Annotated in this window: 17 protein-coding genes and 1 pseudogene; 2 read left to right on the top strand and 16 right to left on the bottom strand. The window is 69.2% G+C overall.

Annotated features, from left to right (window positions below):
- The first annotated feature begins 50 nt into the window (after window positions 1-50).
- The gene (locus ABOD76_RS15070; RefSeq protein ID WP_350242784.1) at window positions 51-461 is read left to right on the top strand and encodes a CHASE2 domain-containing protein; all 411 of its coding nucleotides are present in this window, start codon (window positions 51-53) and stop codon (window positions 459-461) included.
- A complete protein-coding gene (locus ABOD76_RS15065) occupies window positions 439-1,569 on the top strand; it encodes a sensor domain-containing diguanylate cyclase (RefSeq protein WP_350242783.1) in 1,131 nt (376 codons plus the stop codon). The genes ABOD76_RS15070 and ABOD76_RS15065 overlap by 23 nt, the downstream gene beginning before the upstream one ends.
- Window positions 1,570-1,578: 9 nt before the next feature.
- Here ABOD76_RS15065 and ABOD76_RS15060 read toward each other — a convergent pair whose 3' ends face one another.
- The 16 genes and pseudogenes from ABOD76_RS15060 to ABOD76_RS14985 all read right to left on the bottom strand — a co-directional run bounded on the left by ABOD76_RS15060 (window position 1,579) and on the right by ABOD76_RS14985 (window position 16,438).
- Window positions 1,579-3,024: an NADH-quinone oxidoreductase subunit N gene (locus ABOD76_RS15060; RefSeq protein WP_350245277.1), complete on the bottom strand. Its 1,446-nt coding sequence runs from the start codon at window positions 3,022-3,024 to the stop codon at window positions 1,579-1,581.
- Window positions 3,021-4,439 carry an NADH-quinone oxidoreductase subunit M gene (locus tag ABOD76_RS15055; RefSeq protein WP_350242782.1) on the bottom strand — a complete coding sequence of 473 codons (1,419 nt, stop codon included), beginning with the start codon at window positions 4,437-4,439 and terminating at the stop codon, window positions 3,021-3,023. Before ABOD76_RS15055 ends, ABOD76_RS15060 begins: the two co-directional genes overlap by 4 nt.
- Entirely contained in the window at window positions 4,436-6,349 is a 1,914-nt protein-coding gene (nuoL, locus tag ABOD76_RS15050; protein ID WP_350242781.1) for an NADH-quinone oxidoreductase subunit L, read from the bottom strand. Before nuoL ends, ABOD76_RS15055 begins: the two co-directional genes overlap by 4 nt.
- Before the next feature lie 4 nt (window positions 6,350-6,353).
- Window positions 6,354-6,656 carry an NADH-quinone oxidoreductase subunit NuoK gene (gene nuoK / locus ABOD76_RS15045; protein ID WP_350242780.1) on the bottom strand — a complete coding sequence of 101 codons (303 nt, stop codon included), beginning with the start codon at window positions 6,654-6,656 and terminating at the stop codon, window positions 6,354-6,356.
- A gap of 58 nt (window positions 6,657-6,714) precedes the next feature.
- Window positions 6,715-7,278 carry an NADH-quinone oxidoreductase subunit J family protein gene (locus tag ABOD76_RS15040; RefSeq protein WP_350242779.1) on the bottom strand — a complete coding sequence of 188 codons (564 nt, stop codon included), beginning with the start codon at window positions 7,276-7,278 and terminating at the stop codon, window positions 6,715-6,717.
- A 2-nt stretch (window positions 7,279-7,280) separates the two neighbouring features.
- Window positions 7,281-7,817, bottom strand: coding sequence for an NADH-quinone oxidoreductase subunit NuoI (nuoI, locus tag ABOD76_RS15035; protein WP_350242778.1), 537 nt, complete (start codon window positions 7,815-7,817; stop codon window positions 7,281-7,283).
- Between the two features lie 30 nt (window positions 7,818-7,847).
- On the bottom strand, window positions 7,848-9,011 hold the full coding sequence (gene nuoH, locus ABOD76_RS15030) for an NADH-quinone oxidoreductase subunit NuoH (RefSeq protein WP_350242777.1): 1,164 nt from the start codon (window positions 9,009-9,011) through the stop codon (window positions 7,848-7,850).
- On the bottom strand, window positions 9,011-10,315 hold the full coding sequence (locus ABOD76_RS15025; protein ID WP_350242776.1) for a molybdopterin-dependent oxidoreductase: 1,305 nt from the start codon (window positions 10,313-10,315) through the stop codon (window positions 9,011-9,013). Before ABOD76_RS15025 ends, nuoH begins: the two co-directional genes overlap by 1 nt.
- Window positions 10,316-10,355: 40 nt before the next feature.
- Window positions 10,356-11,141 (bottom strand): annotated as a pseudogene (locus ABOD76_RS15020) (2Fe-2S iron-sulfur cluster-binding protein); the annotation flags it as partial.
- Window positions 11,138-12,487 carry an NADH-quinone oxidoreductase subunit NuoF gene (gene nuoF / locus ABOD76_RS15015; RefSeq protein ID WP_350242775.1) on the bottom strand — a complete coding sequence of 450 codons (1,350 nt, stop codon included), beginning with the start codon at window positions 12,485-12,487 and terminating at the stop codon, window positions 11,138-11,140. The pseudogene ABOD76_RS15020 and the gene nuoF, both read right to left, overlap by 4 nt.
- On the bottom strand, window positions 12,484-13,095 hold the full coding sequence (nuoE, locus tag ABOD76_RS15010) for an NADH-quinone oxidoreductase subunit NuoE (protein WP_350242774.1): 612 nt from the start codon (window positions 13,093-13,095) through the stop codon (window positions 12,484-12,486). Before nuoE ends, nuoF begins: the two co-directional genes overlap by 4 nt.
- Window positions 13,096-13,587, bottom strand: coding sequence for a DinB family protein (locus tag ABOD76_RS15005; protein ID WP_380129708.1), 492 nt, complete (start codon window positions 13,585-13,587; stop codon window positions 13,096-13,098).
- Window positions 13,588-13,598: 11 nt separating this feature from the next.
- On the bottom strand, window positions 13,599-14,834 hold the full coding sequence (nuoD, locus tag ABOD76_RS15000; RefSeq protein ID WP_350245276.1) for an NADH dehydrogenase (quinone) subunit D: 1,236 nt from the start codon (window positions 14,832-14,834) through the stop codon (window positions 13,599-13,601).
- Between the two features lie 70 nt (window positions 14,835-14,904).
- The gene (locus ABOD76_RS14995; protein WP_350242772.1) at window positions 14,905-15,513 is read right to left on the bottom strand and encodes an NADH-quinone oxidoreductase subunit C; all 609 of its coding nucleotides are present in this window, start codon (window positions 15,511-15,513) and stop codon (window positions 14,905-14,907) included.
- Between the two features lie 46 nt (window positions 15,514-15,559).
- On the bottom strand, window positions 15,560-16,096 hold the full coding sequence (locus tag ABOD76_RS14990) for a NuoB/complex I 20 kDa subunit family protein (RefSeq protein ID WP_380129681.1): 537 nt from the start codon (window positions 16,094-16,096) through the stop codon (window positions 15,560-15,562).
- Window positions 16,097-16,111: 15 nt separating this feature from the next.
- Complete coding sequence (locus ABOD76_RS14985) at window positions 16,112-16,438, bottom strand: NADH-quinone oxidoreductase subunit A (RefSeq protein WP_350242771.1); 327 nt, start codon at window positions 16,436-16,438, stop codon at window positions 16,112-16,114.
- Between the last annotated feature and the right edge of the window lie 137 nt (window positions 16,439-16,575).

Raw genomic sequence — 16,575 nt, 5'->3', positions numbered from 1 at the left:
ACGTTTTGTGACAAATTTCCTCTAAAATGAGAAGGTGGACACGCCGGGCTGTGGAAACCTGCCTTCACCCCGCGCCGGATCTGGGGCGGATGTACCGGTTTAGGTTGCCCGGCACCACCCTGATCCGGCTGAATGTGCCGCTCGCCCTGTTGGGCTCCACCCTGCTGGTGCTGGCCCTGCCGCAGAACCCGGCCCTCTGGGACGCCCTAAACCGGGGCCTGCCCTCCCGCCTGGACCCGCGCGTGCTGGTGGTGGGCATTGACGACGCCACCGTGCGCGCCTACGGCGCCCCGGACCGCTGGGACCGCACCCTGTATGCGCGCGCCCTCACCACCCTGAATGAGGCGGGCGTCCAGGCGGTGGGGCTGGATGTCCCGCTCCGCGGCCCCGCCCCCGGCGACGAGGCAGTGCGGCAGGCGGTGACGTCGGGCGCCGGTGGTGCTGGCCACCCCGCCGGATGACCCCACCGGCCAGCGGAATCCGCTGCTGCGCGGCGCGACCCCGCCCGCCTTCGGCCTGTCCAGCGTCAATCTGGACCCGGACGGCGTGGTCCGCAGCTTCCAGACCGGCGGGCGTCTGAACGGCGGTCAGCTGGTGGCCAGCTTCAGCGCTCAGCTGGGTGCGGCGGCCAACGTGACGGTGGCGCCCTCGTTGCAGCGCCGGACGCTGCGCTACCCGGATCATGCGACCGGCTCGCTGCCCACCCTGTCGTTCCTGAGGCTGATCAGCGGCACGCCGGGCCTGAGCCGCGCTCAGCTGCAGGGCCGGGTGGTCTTGATCGGCCTGACGGCGCAGGGCAGCCCAGCCGCGCAGGATGTGGCCCGCCGCACGGTGCCGCAGGTGGCGCTGCAGGCGCGGGCCGTCTCGTCGCTGCTCTCGGCGCCGTTTCGGCGGATGCCGATGTGGGCCGAACTGCTGCTAGGTGTGGCAGCGGCGCTCGCCACCGTGCTGCTGCGCGGATTCTGGGGGCCGGCGCTGGCCGGCGGAGCGGTACTGTTCTCGGGGCCGCTGTGGGTGGCCAACGTGCAGTTCCCCGGCGTCACCCTGTCGCTGTGCGCGATTCTGGGCACGCTGCTGGTCGCGCTGGAACGCTGGTGGCAGCTGCAGAACCTCGTGACCCGCGACCCGCTCACCGGCCTGGGCAACCGGCTGGCCTTCACCCGGGCCATCGAACACCGCTGGCAGACGCGGGAGGAGCGCCCGATCGGCCTGCTGCTGGTGGACCTGAGCCCGCTGCGGGCCGTCAGCGGGACGCTGGCCACGCAGGCGGAACAGCAGCTGATGCGTGAACTGGCTGCCCAGCGGCGGGGCGCCCGGCGGCGCGGCAGCATGGTGTTCCGCTGGGGCCCGGACGAGTTCGCGGTGCTGCTGGACGACGCCGAGGCGCAGCAGCTGGCCCGCACCGCCGAACGGATGGGCGAGGTGCTGGGCCGCAGCGGCGGCACCGAACGTGTGGTGCACGCCAGCCTGGGCTATGCGCTGACCGGCCCCGACGTGCAGACGCCCGCCGAACTGATCGAGCGGGCGTCCAGAATGCGGTTTCGCAGCAAGTACCGCAACGGGGTGTAGCGGTCCGGCTCAGGTCCCGGCCAGCCGGGTCCAGATGTCCGGGTAGGCCACCCAGCCGTAGGCCAGGTTCGGAAGGATGCCCAGCGCCGTGATGGCCGCCACACCCAACGCCACGCTGAAGGTGGTGGCAGGCCGGACCCCGTTGTACTCGCGGGCGGGCGTGCGGTCCGGCATGAACATCAGCGCCGCCACCCGCATGTAGTACACGAAGGCCGCGATGCTGCTCAGCGCCGCGATGACCGCCACCCAGGCGTAGCCGTTCTGGAAGGCCACCTGGAAGGCCATGTACTTGGCCATGAAGCCGGCGAACGGCGGCAGGCCCGCCAGACTGGCCAGACAGATGGCCAGCGCCACCGCGTAGCCGGGGTGCCGGTAGTACAGCCCGCGCATGTCGTTGATCTCCAGGCCCGCCTCGGAGCGCTGCAGCGCCGCCACCACCGCCAGCGCCGCCGCCGTTGTGAGGGTGTACACCAGCAGGTAGTAGCTGAGCGCCGGGCCACCCTGCTCGGGCCGACCCAGCAGCGTCAGCGCCAGGAAGCCGGTCTGGGCCACCGCCGAGTACGCCAGCAGCCGCTTGAAGTTCTGCTGGAACATGGCCGCCAGGTTGCCCACCACCAGCGTGGCCGCCGTGAGCACCGCCAGCGCCGCCGCCCAGCCGGGCGCGTGCAGCAGCGCCCCGCCGAACACCCGCAGCAGCCCGGCGAAGGCCGCCACCTTGACCACCGTGCTCAGGAACAGGCTCACCACCGTGGGCGCGCCGCTGTACACGTCCGGCGTCCACTGGTGGAACGGCGCCAGCGCCACCTTGAAGCCGAAGCCGCACAGCAGCAGCACCGCGCCCGCCGTGAGCAGCGGCTGGTTGAGGGTCTGCAGGCCGCTGACCGCCGAGGCGATCCCGGCGAAGTTCAGGCTGCCGGTGGCCCCGTAGGTGAGCGCGATGCCGTAGATCAGGATGGCGCTGCCGGTGGCGCCCAGCAGGAAGTACTTCAGGCCGCTCTCGTCGCTGCGGCGGCTGTCCTGCAGGGTGACCAGCACGTAGCCGGACAAGCTCATGACCTCCAGCCCGATCAGCAGGGTGATCAGGTCGCCGGCAAAGGCGATGATCAGGGTGCCGCTGAGGGCATACAGCAGCATCGCGTCGAACTCCGGGAAGCTCAGCCGCGCCCGGTAGGCGGTGTCCAGGCTGACCAGCAGCGTCAGGGCCCCGCCCAGCAGCAGCACGAAGGCCAGCGCCAGCGCCGGATTGTCGGCCTGCAGGCTGCCGTTAAAGGCACTCAGGCCCCGGTTCCACAGCGGGACCAGGCTGACGGCACTCAGCAGCAGCGTGATGATGGCCAGCACCGCCACGCTGCGGCGGTGCAGCGTGAAGCCCAGCACCGTGGCCGCCACCGCCCCCAGCAGCACCAGCAGGATGGGGAGCATCGGCAGCAGCGAAACGTCGGGAAGTTGCATCAGGCACCGCCTCCGATCAGGGCACGAACCACCGGCTGAATCAGGTTGAGGGCCGGCCCCGAGTACACCCCGAAGAAGATCGCCACCGCGAGCGGGGCGCCCAGCACCAGCCACTCGGTGTGTTGCAGGTCCAGCACCCGGATGGCCCCCAGCGGTCTGGCCTGCCAGTAGGTGGTCTGGTATGCGCTGAGCGCATACACGGCCGCCGCGATGGTGGAGAGCCCCGCAATGAAGGCCAGCCACGGGCTCACCTGATAGGCGCCCAGCAGCACGCTGAACTCACCGATAAAGCCGGCCAGCCCCGGCACCGCGATGCTGGCGAACCACAGGCTCATGGTGACGCCCGAGAGGATGGGCGCCTGGGTCATCAGGCCGCCCACCCGGGTGCTGAGGCTGCCGACCCGCTCCTGCACCATGCCGGCGGCCAGGAACAGCGCGCCGGTGTAGACGTTCTGGAAGGCCAGCAGGTACAGCGCCCCGATCATGGCCGTTTCGTTGAGGCTGAAGATGCCCAGGCCCACCAGCCCCATGTGGCTGAGGCCCGCGTAGGCCAGCAGCCGCTTCCAGTCGGTCTGGTGGAAGGCCACCCAGGCCGCGTAGATGGCGGTGAAGGCCGCCAGCGCCATCAGCACCGGGCGCAGTTCCAGGCTGGCGTCCGGAAACAGCGTGACGCCGAAGCGGAAGAGGCCGTAGGCGCCCACCTTGTAGAGCGTGCCCATCACGTCGGCCACGCCGCTGTCGTGGTTCTGCTCGTGGTAGGCGGGCAGCCACGCGTGCAGCGGAAACAGCGGCAACTTCACCGCCATGGCCGCCAGGAAGCCCAGGTACAGCCAGGTCTGCGCCGCGCCTTTCACCGGGTTGGCGATCAGGTCGCTCAGTGCGAAGCTGGGGCTGCCGCCCAGCGCCTTGTAGCCGATGATGCTCACCAGCATCAGCATGCTGCCGAGCAGCGTGTAGGCTCCGAACTTGATCAGGGCGGCCATGCGGTGCGTCTTGCCGTAGATGGCCAGCATCAGCAGCGCCGGAATGAGGGCGTCCTCGAAGAACACGTAGAACAGCACGAAGTCGCGGGCGGCATAGATGCCCAGCAGGCCGGTCTCCATCGCCAGGATCAGGCTGAGCATGGTGCCGGGGTTATGAATGCGCCGCGCGGTGTAGATGATCGCCACGAAGGTCATCAGGGCGGTGATCAGGGCCAGCAGCAGGCTGACCCCGTCCAGCGCCACCGAGTACGTGACGCCGAGCGCCGGAATCCAGCCGACCGAGAACAGGGCCGCGCCGCCGGCCCCCCACATCCACAGCCCGATGCCGAGGGTGGCCGCCGCCGCGAAGCCGGCCACCTCCTCGCGCCAGCGCACCGGCGTGATCATCAGCAGCAGGCTGGCCAGCATCGGAAGGAACAGAAACACGTGGATCATCCCAGGCCTCCCAGGGCCTTCACGGCCCAGTACCCCACCAGCACCACCGTGCCGAGCAGCATGCTGACCGCGTAGCTGCGCACAAAGCCGCTCTGCCAGAAGGTGAACACGTGGCCCACCGCGCCCACGTTCTCTCCGATGCCCTGCACCGTGCCGTCCACGCCCCGGTCCATCAGGTCCAGGCCGCCGGCAATGCCGCGTGCCGGTCGGTTGAACACGGTGTCGTAGAGCTGGTCGAGGTACAGCGAGTTGCGGCTCAGCTCACGCAGCGGCACGTCGGTGATGGCCTGCCGGCGGTACAGCAGGAAGGCCCCCAGCAGGCCCAGCACCCCGGCGGCCACCGCCGCAATGGTCAGGCCCCACTCGGTGCTGATGGCAAGCTCGTGCGCCTCGAACGGCACCGCCGCCGAGAGCCAGCGGCTGAGCGCCTGACTTCCGCCCAGGAAGCCGGGAATGTTCAGGAAGCCGCCCAAAGTGGCGAGCGCGGCCAGCACGCCCAGCGGCGCGTTGATGACCGCGTCCGACTCGTGCGGGTGCGCGTGCCCCCGGTACTCGCCGCGCCACACCAGGAAATACCAGCGGCCCATGTAGAAGGCGGTCAGCAGGGCCACCAGCAGCCCGATCAGGTACAGCGGCAGGTTCTGCTCATACGCGCTGGTCAGGATGCTGTCCTTGGAAAAGAAGCCGCTCCAGATCGGAATGCCCGAGATGGCCAGCACGCCCGCCAGACTCACCAGATGTGCGAACGGCATGCGCCGGTGCAGGCCGCCCATTTCGCGCACGTCCTGCTGCTCGTGCAGCGCGTGAATGACTGCGCCCGCCGCCAGGAACAGCAGCGCCTTGAAGAAGGCATGGGTGAGCAGGTGAAACAGCCCCGCCGTGTAGCTGTGCAGCCCCACCGCCATGAACATGTACCCCAGCTGCGATACGGTGCTGTAGGCCAGGATCTTCTTGATGTCGTACTGGTTGAGCGCCGAGATGGCCCCGTACAGCGCGGTCAGGCCGCCTACCCAGGCGACCCACAGGCTGGCGCCGGGCGCGAGGTCGTAGAGGAAGTGCGTGCGCGAGATCAGGTACACGCCGGCCGTGACCATGGTGGCCGCGTGGATCAGCGCCGAGACTGGCGTGGGGCCGGCCATCGCGTCGGGCAGCCAGGTGGTGAGCGGCAGCTGACCGCTCTTGCCGATGGCCCCGACCAGCAGGAACAGGCACATCAGTTCGATGACGCTCCGCCCGGCCTGGGCCAGCGCCTCGCCCTGCTGCATCAGCTCCGGAATCACCAGGGTGCCGTAAGCCTTGTACATCAGGAACATGCCGAGCATGAAGCCCAGGTCGCCAACGCGGTTCATGATGAAGGCCTTGCGGGCGGCATTGCTGTTGGCCACGCCCTCCTGGTCGCTCGCTTCGCGCAGCGCTCCGGCGCTCTGCTCGCTGTTGCGGCCCGAGTACCAGAACCCGATCAGCAGGTAGCTGGCCATGCCCACCCCTTCCCAGCCCACGAACATCAGCGGGTAGCTGTCGGCCAGCACCAGAATCAGCATCATGGCCACGAAGAAGTTCAGGAAGGCGAAGAAGCGGGTGTAGCGCCGGTCGCCGCGCATGTACGAGATGGAATAGATGTGGATCAGGGTGCCGATACCGGTGATGATCAGACACATCATCGCGGACAGCCGGTCCAGGTACAGGCCGACCTTCAGGTTGCTGTTCTGCGCCATGTTGGGCAGCCAGGTCCACAGCACCTCGTGGGTGGGGCCCGACAGGTTCAGCACCAGCAGCAGCGCCACCACGAAGCTGGCCGCCACGGCGACCGAGCCGATCACGCCGCCGAGCGCGCCGCGGAAGGCCCGCCCGAAACAGATCAGCAGCACGAACCCGATCAGGGGAAACAGCGGAAGCAGGTACAGGGGCATGCTGTTATCCCTTCAGGCTGGCGAGCTGGTCCACGTTGGTGGTCTCGCGCTTGCGGAAGATGGCCACGATGATGGCGAGGCCGATGGCGACCTCGGCGGCGGCCAGCGTCATCACGATGAACACGGCGGTCTGGGCGGTCAGGTCGCCCCAGGCACGCGCGAAGGCCACCAGCGACAGGTTGGCGGCGTTCAGCATCAGCTCCACGCTCAGGAACACCATCACGGCGGTGCGGCGCGTCATCACACCGAACATGCCGATGGCGAACAGGATGCCCGACAGGGCGATGTAGGCGGAGGTGGGGGTCATGCGGGCCTCCGGAGGGAGAGGAAGGAGGGGCGGAAGGCGGAGGCCAGGGCCGGGCGGCTCACGCGCCCACCTCCTGGCGCTCGCCGGCGCGGGCCAGTTCCGGCTCGGCCACCGGGTCCGGCTGCACGGCGGGGCGCTGCACCAGCGCCACCGAGCCGACCACCGCCACCAGCAGCAGGATGCTGACCGCCTCGAACGGCAGCAGGAAGCGGGTCAGCAGCGCCTCCCCCACCGGCCCCGGCGCGCCGTTCTGCAGGGCCGCCGCGCTCTGCGCCAGCGGCTTGGGGTCTCTGTACGTGATGGCCAGCACCACAAAGGCCGCCGCCAGCAGGCCGCCCCCGATGGCCGCCACCTCGGTCAGGTAGGGAATCCGGTTCTCCTCCTGCACCGGGCGGTTGGCGTCCAGCAGCATGATCACAAACAGGAACAGCACCATGATGGCTCCGGCGTACACCACGACCTGCACGGTGGCCAGAAAGCTGGCGCTCATGGTGGCGTACAGCCCGGCCACGCTGAGCAGCGTGCCCACCAGCCCCAGCGCCGCGTGTACCGCGTTGCGCGCCGCCACCGTGATGATGCCGCCCACGATGGTCAGCAGCGCCAGAATCAGAAAGGCGACCATGCTCACTTGTAGGTCACTCCTTCCAGCTCGGGGCGGGGGCCTTCCGGCACCTGGAAGCCCAGCCGCACCGGCTTGCCGCTCCGCGCCGACTCGCGGCGCTGCGGCACGCTGCCGGTCACGCCCACCAGCATGTCCTCCTTGCCGTACACGAAGTCGCGGTAGCGGTAGTCGGCCATCTCGAACTCGTTGCCCAGCACCACTGCGCCCGTGGGGCAGGCTTCCTCGCACATGCCGCAGAAGATGCAGCGGAGCATGTTGATCTCGTACACGGCGGCGTAGCGCTCGCCGGGGCTGGTGGGGTGGGCCGGGTCGTTCTCGGCGGCCTCCACGTAGATCGCGTAGGCCGGGCAGGCCGCCGCGCACAGCGAGCAGCCGATGCACTTCTCCAGCCCGGTGTCCGGGTGGCGGGTCAGCACGTGCCGGCCCCGGAAGCGCGGCTTGAGCTGCGCGCGCTGCTCCGGGTAACTCACGGTCACCGGTTTCTGAAACACCTTGCCCAGGGTCAGACCCATGCCCTTGGCGATTTCAAGCACTCCCATACGCACCTCCACACTTCATTCCGCACCGCATCAGTCGCCCCCCGCCCGACTCGCGGCGGTCGGGTCCTGCAGCCGCTTGCCGGGGGTATTCCACAGCCCGCGCACCCGGTCGGAGGCCACGAACAGCAGCGCCACCCCGATCAGGCCCAGCACGCCCAGCGGCCACAGGCCGAAGCCCTTCAGGTACGCCAGATAGAAGGCCGTCACCAGGGTGTTGGCCAGCGCCAGCGGGAACAGCAGCTTCCAGCCGAAGCGCATCAGCTGGTCGTAGCGCAGCCGGGGCAGGGTGGCGCGCACCCAGATGAAGATGAACAGGAACACGGCGATCTTGAGAAACAGCCAGATGAATGGCCACTCCGAGATGCCGGGAATCAGGGCGTTCAGGAAGCCCGGCCCCCGGTAGCCCCCGAAGAACAGCGTGCTCATGACCGCCGAGGCGGTGATCATGTTGACGTACTCGGCCATCTGGAAGAGCGCCCACTTGATGGCCGAGTACTCGGTCAGGTAGCCGGCCACCAGTTCCTGCTCGGCCTCCGGCAGGTCAAAGGGGGTGCGGTTGGTCTCGGCAAAGCTGCTCACGAAGAAGGTCACGAAGCCGAGCAGCTGAAACAGCACCAGCCAGCCGTGCTGCGTCTGCCAGCCGGTGATGGCGCGGAAGGAGGTGCTGCCCACCAGCATCAGCAGGCCCAGAATGGAGAGGCCCATGCCCAGCTCGTAGCTGATCATCTGGGCGCTGCTTCTCAGGCCGCCCAGCAGCGGGTACTTGCTGCCCGACGCCCAGCCGCCCAGGAAGATGCCGTACACGCCCATGCTGGTGATGGCCAGCAGCGCCAGGATGCCCACGTCCAGGTCGTAAACCCAGGGGTTGGCCCCGAAGAAGCTGTTGGGGGGGCCGGCCGGCAGGCCCCCGAAGGCCGTCAGCGCGCACGCGATGGCCACGATGGGCGCCAGGGTGTACACCAGCTGATCGGCCATGGTGATGCGCAGGTCTTCCTTGAAGATGCTCTTGATCGCGTCGGCCAGCGGCTGCAGCAGACCCATCGGGCCGACGCGGTTCGGCCCCAGGCGGATCTGCATGCGCGCCAGCAGCCGGCGCTCCACCAGGGTCATGTAGGCGAAGGTGGTCAGCAGCCCGAAGGCCACCAGCACGCCCTTGAGCACCACGATCAGCAGGTCGGCAAGCCAGTGCGGCATCAGTCGTCCCCCGCCAGCAGTTCAGGTGCGGGTGCAGGTTCCGGCAGCGGAGAGAAGTCCTCGCGGCGCATGCCGGGCCGCCACAGCTGCGGGTGCACCTTCACGGTGCTGGGCGCGGTGTGGCGCGGCCCCAGCGAGGCGATCAGGCCCTGGGGCGGCAGCGCCGACACGTCCAGCCCGAAGCGCTCCTGCAGCAGCGTCTGGGCGCTCCTGAGACCGCGTACCCGGGCCCTCAGGCCCAGCGCCTCGCTCACGGCAGCCAGCGCCCGGATCAGGTCGGCCCCCTCGCCACTGTCGATGGCGGCCTGGGCCAGCGGCAGCAGGCGGCCCTCCAGATTCACGGTGGTGCCGCGCTTCTCGTAGTTGGTCACGGCCGGCAGCACCACGTCGGCCAGCCGGGCCGTGCGGGTCAGGTGCGTGTCGTGGACGATGGTGAAGCCGCCGCTGCGCACGCCCGGGTCCAGCCGGCTGATGAAGGCCGCCCGAGTCTGGGCCAGCTGGCCGTAGCCGTGGCCGCCCGCGCGCGGCAGCAGGTTCAGGTGCCCCAGGCCGCGCGCGTTGGCGGCGGCCGGCACCGGCAGGATCTTGGCCCCGAAGCGGGTGGCCATGCCGGTCAGCAGCCCGTGCAGCAGCACTCCGCCCTGGCTCAGCGCGTCGGATCCCAGCACGATGATCGGGCGCTCGGCCGCGGCCAGCAGCCGGGCCGCCGCCTGCACCTCATCGGCGCCGGTACCGCTGGCCAGCCCTTCCAGCACCCGCAGACTGCCGAGCTCGGCACGGACGCCCGCCTGCTGCGCCAGCCGGGTGGGCGTGGGGTGAAACACCGCCAGCCGCTCGCGCCGCCGGGCCGGACGCTCGGTGAGGCGCAGGTCCGCGATGGCGGTTCCGTGGGCGAACTCTGCGGGCAGCAGGCCGCCGCGCAGCATCTCCTGAATCCGCAGTTCCAGCACCGGCGCTTCCTGCTCCAGGTCGGCGCCCACCACCACCACCAGGTCCGACTGCGCCACCTCGCTGAGGGTCGGCAGCGGGAAGTCCACGCTGACCGCGTAGCGCGGGAAGTAGTCCAGGTGGCGGGTCCCGGTCAGGGTGGCCAGCGCCTCGGCGGCCACGCCCTCCTCCATCGTGCTGTCGCCGTGCAGATACACGGCCAGCTCCGAGGGGTCCAGGCCGGCGAGCCCGGCCTGCATGACCCGGATGGCGGCGTCCCAGCTGGCCGGCACCAGCTCGCCCTCCTCGCCCCGGATCAGCGGGGTGGTCAGGCGCTGCTCGCTGGCGAACACGTGCCCAAAGCGTCCCGACGTCACAGATCCAGGCCTCGTTGACCTCACGGTTCTCGCGGGCCACCACCCGTTCCAGCTGTCCGCTGCGGGCGTCGGCGGTGATGCTGCAGCCCACCGGGCACAGCGTGCAGGTGGTCTCGGCGTGGTCGTATTCCCAGTTGCGGCCCCGGAAGCGCGCCACGTTGTCGAGCAGGGCGCCCACCGGGCAGATGTCGGTGATGTTGCCCTGGAAGCCGGTGGGCAGGCCGCCCTCCTCGGTGTCGATGAAGGTGTGGCCGCCGCGCTCGATGAAGTCCAGCACCTCCTGGCCCGGCACCTCCTCGAAGTAGCGCACGCAGCGCTTGCAGTGGATGCAGCGCTCCTGGTCCAGAATCACGAACTCGGAGAGCGGGTAGTGCTTGTCGGCGTGGCGGCGGTCGAAGCCGAAGCGGCTCATGCCGTAGCCGTACTCGTAGGCGCGGTCCTGCAGCTCGCAGGCGCCGCCCTTGTCGCAGGTGGGGCAGTCCAGCGGATGGTTCAGCAGCGTGAACTCCATCATGCCGGCCTGCCCCTTCTTCACGGCGGCCGAGGTGCTGCGGATGTGCATGCCGTCGGTGGCCTGCAGGGTGCAGCTCGCCATCGGCTTGGGGAACCAGAAGATCTTGGGCGCCTCGCCCTCCATGATGAAGCTGCCGTCCGGGTTCTTGCGCGGCGTGCCGGCCTCCACCAGACACATCCGGCACGCGCCCACCGGGCTGAGGTACTCGTGGGCGCAGAAGTACGGCACGTCGCCGCCCGCGGCGAACACTGCGTCCAGCGCGGAGGTTCCGGCGGGCAGCTCCAGTTCACGCCCGTCAACGATCACCTTCATTCGTCCCTCCAGCGCTTGCGGGCCGGGTACAGCGGTGTCCCGGTGCGCTCCAGCGCGTCGTACTCGTCGCGGAAGAGCCGGATGCTGCTCAGCACCGGCCCGAGGCAGGCGTCGGCCAGGGCGCAGAAGCTCTTGCCGCCGATGTTGTCGGACATGTCCAGGATCAGGTCGGTGTCGCCCGGCTGCCCGTGGCCGCGCACCAGCTTCTCGTACATGCGGGTCATCCAGCTGCTGATGCCCTCGCGGCAGGGGGTGCACTTGCCGCAGCTCTCGTGGGCGTAGAAGCGCACCAGGTTCCAGGTGGCGTTCACGATGCAGTCGGCGGTCGGCACCAGCGTGACGCCCCCGGTGCCGAGCATGCTGCCGGCCGCCGCCACCGACTCGTAGTCCATGCCGGTGTCCAGGATCTTGTCGCTGTAGGGCAGCATCGGGCAGCTGCTGCCGCCGGGGATGATCGCCTTGATCGGCTCTAGCGGGCCGCCCGCCCAGTCGAAGATCAGCTCGCGGAAGGTGGTGCCCAGCGGCAGCTCGTACACGCCGGGCCGCCGCACCGGGCCGCTGATCTGGAACAGCTTCATGCCGCGGCTCTTCTCGGTGCCCATGCCCGCGTGCCACTCCCAGCCGTACCGCAGGATCTGGGTGGCCGCGCAGAAGGTCTCCACGTTGTTGATGGTGGTGGGCAGGCCGTACAGCCCGGCCGCCGCCGGGAAGGGCGGCTTCAGGCGCGGGTTGGCGCGCAGGCCCTCCAGGCTGTTCATCAGGGCCGTTTCCTCGCCGCAGATGTAGGCCCCGGCACCCCGGTGCACGTGCAGCTGGAAGTCGAAGCCGCTGCCCAGCACGTTCTGGCCCAGCAGGCCGGCGGCCCGCGCCTCCTCGATGGCCCGCTGCATCCGCTCGGCGCCCTGCACGTACTCGCCCCGGATGTAGATGTAGCCCACCGAGGCGCGCATGGCGTACCCGGCGATCAGCATGCCCTCGATCAGCTGGTGCGGATCTTCGCTGAGCAGATAACGGTCCTTGAAGGACCCCGGCTCCGACTCGTCGGCGTTGCAGATGATGTAGTGCGGTTTGCCGTCATTGAGCGGCATGAAGCTCCACTTCAGCCCGGTGGCGAAGCCGGCGCCGCCGCGCCCGCGCAGCCCGGACTTCTTGACCTCGTCAATGACGGCGTCCGGCCCCAGCGCAAACGCCCGCCGCACGGCCATATAGCCGCCGTCCTGAAGGTAGGTGTCGAGCGTGTACGCGTCTGGGCGGCCCACCCGCGCGTACAGCGTGGGCGCAAAGCGGGGGTCCAGCGCGCTGGTGATCGGCTGCGGGGTGTTGGGGTTCGGCAGGGTGGCGGTCATGGCTGGGCCTCCAGGCGGGTCAGGTCGCTGCTGCTGCGGCCCGCCACCTGACCGGCGGCCGTGACCTGCTGGCCATTCGGCTGCACCGTCATCGGCACCTGGTGGTCCGGCGCCGGCGTGACGCCCTGCTGCATCTGGGCCAGCAGGTCGTGGCAGCGCCGCCGCGTGACCCGCTCGTAGTAGCCCAGGTCGTTGAGCTGCACCACCGGCGCGGTGCCGCAGCTGCCCAGGCACTCCACCCGCTGCACACTGAAGCGGCCGTCGGCGCTCACCTCGCCCGGCTGCACGTCCAGCCGCGTGACCAGCTCGTCCCACAGTTCATCCGACCCGGCCAGCGCGCACATCAGCGTGCTGCATACCTGCAGGTGGAACTGGCCGGTGGGCACCGCGCTGTAGGTGGAGTAGAAGCTCATCACGCTGCGGACCTCGGTGGCGGTGGTCCCGATCAGGGCCGCCACCTCGTGCAGGTGCGTGTCGGACACATAGCCGTGCGCGTCCTGCACCTCGCGCAGCAGCGGCATCAGGGCGCTGCGTCGGCCCTGGGGCGTGTGCGGATAGCGGCTGAAGATCTCGGCCACCAGTTCCGCCTTGTCGTCGAAATGGCCCACTCATTCCCTCCAGATCGGCCAGCTGGCCTCTTCAAGTGCGTCCATCTGCTCGCGGCTGCGCCCGCTCTGCCTCAGCAGCGTCATGATCTGGCCCCGGTGGTGCGAGTCATGGACGATGGTGTGCTGCAGAAAGTGCGCCGGGTGGCTGGCGTAGGCCCCCTCGTTCCAGGGGTCGGCAAAGGCCCGGCCCTCCTGCACCGCGTCCTGAACCGCCGCCAGGGCCGCCGCATCACCCGCCGCGAAGGCGGCCCGCAGCGTGTCCAGATCGGCGTCGTCTTTGATTTCACTCAGGTGCTCAGCATGGGCCGGCGAGATGTTGACCAGCCAGCCGCGCCGGAACCCGGCCATGTGCGCCAGCAGTTCCCCCAGGCCGTTGCCCTCCGGACCGTCCTTCAGGCTCAGGTCCGCCGGGGTCAGCAGGTCCAGCAGCGCGGCATTCACCCGCCCGTTGCGGTTAAACGACTCCAGCAGCAGGGCCGGCAGCGGTTCCATGTTGGCGCCGGTCACCGGTCCACGTCTCCCAGCACCGGGTCGATGGTGGCCAGAATGGTGATCAGGTCCGCGAACTGCCCCCCCACGCAGGCGTATTCCAGCGCCTGCAGGTTCACGAAGCTCGGCGAGCGGATCTTGACCCGGTACGGCATGCTGCCGCCGTCCGAGATCACGTAGTAGCCCACCTCGCCGCGCGCCGACTCGGTGGGCACGTACACCTCACCCAGCGGCGGATGGAAGCCTTCGGTCACCAGCTTGAAGTGGTGGATGACCGCCTCCATGCTCGTTTCCAGTTCCGGGCGCGGCGGCAGGCTGATCTTGCGGTTCGGGTCCTTGATCGGGCCGGGCTTCAGCAGCTTCAGCGCCTGCCGGATGATGCGCGCACTCTGCCGGAACTCCAGCAGGCGCAAATTGAAGCGGGCCAGCGAGTCACCGGCGGTGCTGACCGGCACCTCGAAGTCGTACTGCTCGAAGCCGCAGTAGGGATTGGCCTTGCGGTGGTCCAGCGCCACCCCGGAGGCGCGCAGGTTCGGACCGGTCAGGCCCAGGTCCAGCGCCACCTCGCGCGGAATGACGCCCACCCCGGTGGCCCGGTCCAGGAAGATCGGGTTCTTGGCGAACAGCGTCTCGTACTCGTCCACCCGGCTATCGAAGCTGTCCACGAAGCGCTGCACGTGCTCCGCCCAGCCGTCCGGCGCGTCGCGGTACAGGCCGCCCACCCGCAGGTAGCCCTGGTTCATGCGGTAGCCGCAGATCTCCTCGAAGAGGTTCTGCACCTCCTCCTTCTCGCGGAAGGCGTAGAAGAAGGGGGTCAGGGCGCCCAGGTCCAGCAGCCCGGTGCCCACGAACACCAGATGCGACTGGATGCGCCCCAGTTCGTGCAGGATCACCCGGATCACATTGGCGCGGTCCGGCACCTGCACCTGCAGCAGTTTTTCCACGCTCAGCACGTAGGCCAGCTCGTGCGAGAAGCTGTGCAGGTAATCGGTGCGCGGCGCGTAGGTCACGCCCTGCTGGTAGGTGCGGACCTCGAAGGTCTTCTCGAACCCGGTGTGCAGGTAGCCCATGTGCGGCGTGACCCGCACCACATACTCGCCGTCCATGTCCACCACCAGCCGCAGCACGCCGTGGGTGGACGGGTGCTGTGGGCCGACGTTGAGGCTCATCACCTCGGTGTGCATCAGCGCGCCGCGCTCGGCCTTTCCGGCCCGCTCCGCGTGGCTGGTCTCCTGGTGGTCCGGCGTCATCTGGTCCGGCGGCAGCGTCCCGGTGTTGCGGTCCTTGATGGTCATGTCTGCCCTCCCTCTCGCCAGCGGCTCACTTGGCGCCGCCTTCCGGCATCACCGGCGGCAGCGGCTGGCCGGCGTCGCCGCGCCGCAGCGCCCCACGCCAGCCGGTCAGGCCGCTGTTCTGACCGTTGAGGCCGGCCCGGAACGCCGCCGGGTCCAGAAAGCGGCCGTCCCGGAACAGGGTGGGCGTCTCTCCGGTGGGAAAATCCTTGCGCAGCGGATGGCCTTCCATGTCGTCGGGGGTCAGCACCTTGCGCAGGTCCGGGTGCCCCTCGAACACCACGCCCAGCAGGTCGTAGACCTCCCGCTCCAGGTAGTTGGCCGAGCGCCACACCGGGTACAGGCTGGGCAGCTCCCCGCTCTGCGGCACGTACACCCGCAGGAACAGGCGGCGGTGGTCTTCCGGGTGATAGACGTTGTGCAGCACGCAGAAGCGCGCCGGATACGGCACCGGATACTTCAGGTAGTCCAGGCCCACCGTGTCCAGCAGCATGAAGCCCTGGCGCTTGAGTTCCCCGGCCACCTCCAGCAGCCGCTCCGGTGTCACCAGGGCGGTGGGTTCGGTGCTGTTGCCGTCCGGTTCCAGCCCCAGCGTGTTCAGCAGCGGCGCGATGTCGCGGGCGTGCGAGGCGGTCATGGCTGACCCCCGAGGCACGACCCGACCGGACCGCCCACCCCTGCCGCTACCTTGTCCATGCGTCCACCATCGGCAGCTGATGGCCCAGCCCGTCGAAGGCCTCGCCGCGCACCTTCTTCTGCAGCTGCATCACGGCGTAGATCAGCGCTTCCGGCCGCGGCGGGCAGCCGGGGACGTAGATGTCCACCGGCACAACGCTGTCCACGTTCTGCACGATGGCGTAGTTGTTGAACATGCCCCCGCTGCTGGCGCAGGCGCCCATGCTGATCACCCACTTGGGGTCCGGCATCTGGTCGTAGACGCGCCGCATCACCGGCGCCATCTTCTTGGAGAGCCGCCCGGCCACGATCATCACGTCGGCCTGACGGGGCGACGCCCGGAACACCTCCGAGCCGAAGCGCGCCAGATCGTTGCGGCCGTCGGTGCTGCTCATCATCTCGATGGCGCAGCAGGCCAGGCCAAAGGTCGCGGGCCACAGCGAGTTGCTGCGGCCCCAGGCCACCAGTTTTTCCAGACTGGAGAACAGGATGCCCTCCGACTCCAGCTCCTGCCAGTCGCGGTCGAACAGCTCCTTAAGCCCCACGGTCCACCCGCCTGCTCACGCCCATTCCAGCACCCCTTTTCGCAGGATGTAGTAGTAGCCCACCAGCACCAGCGCCACGAAGCTGAGCGCCTCCCAGAACACGAAGCTGCCCAGCCGCTGATACGCCACCGCCAGCGGATAGAAAAAGGCCGTCTCGATGTCGAACACGATGAACAGCATCGCCACCAGATAGAAGTGCACCGGGAAGCGCTCTCGGCCACTGCCCACCGGATCGTTGCCGCTCTCGTACGGCATCAGTTTTGTCCGGCTGGGCTTCTTCGGCCCCAGCAGGATGCTCACCACCACCGCCAGTACCCCGATGCCCCCCGCGATCAGAAGCATGACCACCAGATGCAGAACCTCGATACGCTCCCCCTCCTGAAGCCCGCCCCCACCCTCACTCGTGCGTTTTTTCACGAATAGACGACGGAAACCGGACTCACGGAATGAATGCTTCCCAGGCCAGACCAGCAAGACAA

It is taken from the genome of Deinococcus sonorensis KR-87, assembly GCF_040256395.1.
Taxonomy (GTDB): Bacteria; Deinococcota; Deinococci; order Deinococcales; family Deinococcaceae; genus Deinococcus; species Deinococcus sonorensis.
Note: the sequence above shows the minus strand (reverse complement) of the source record. Positions and strands in the feature narration are given on the sequence as shown.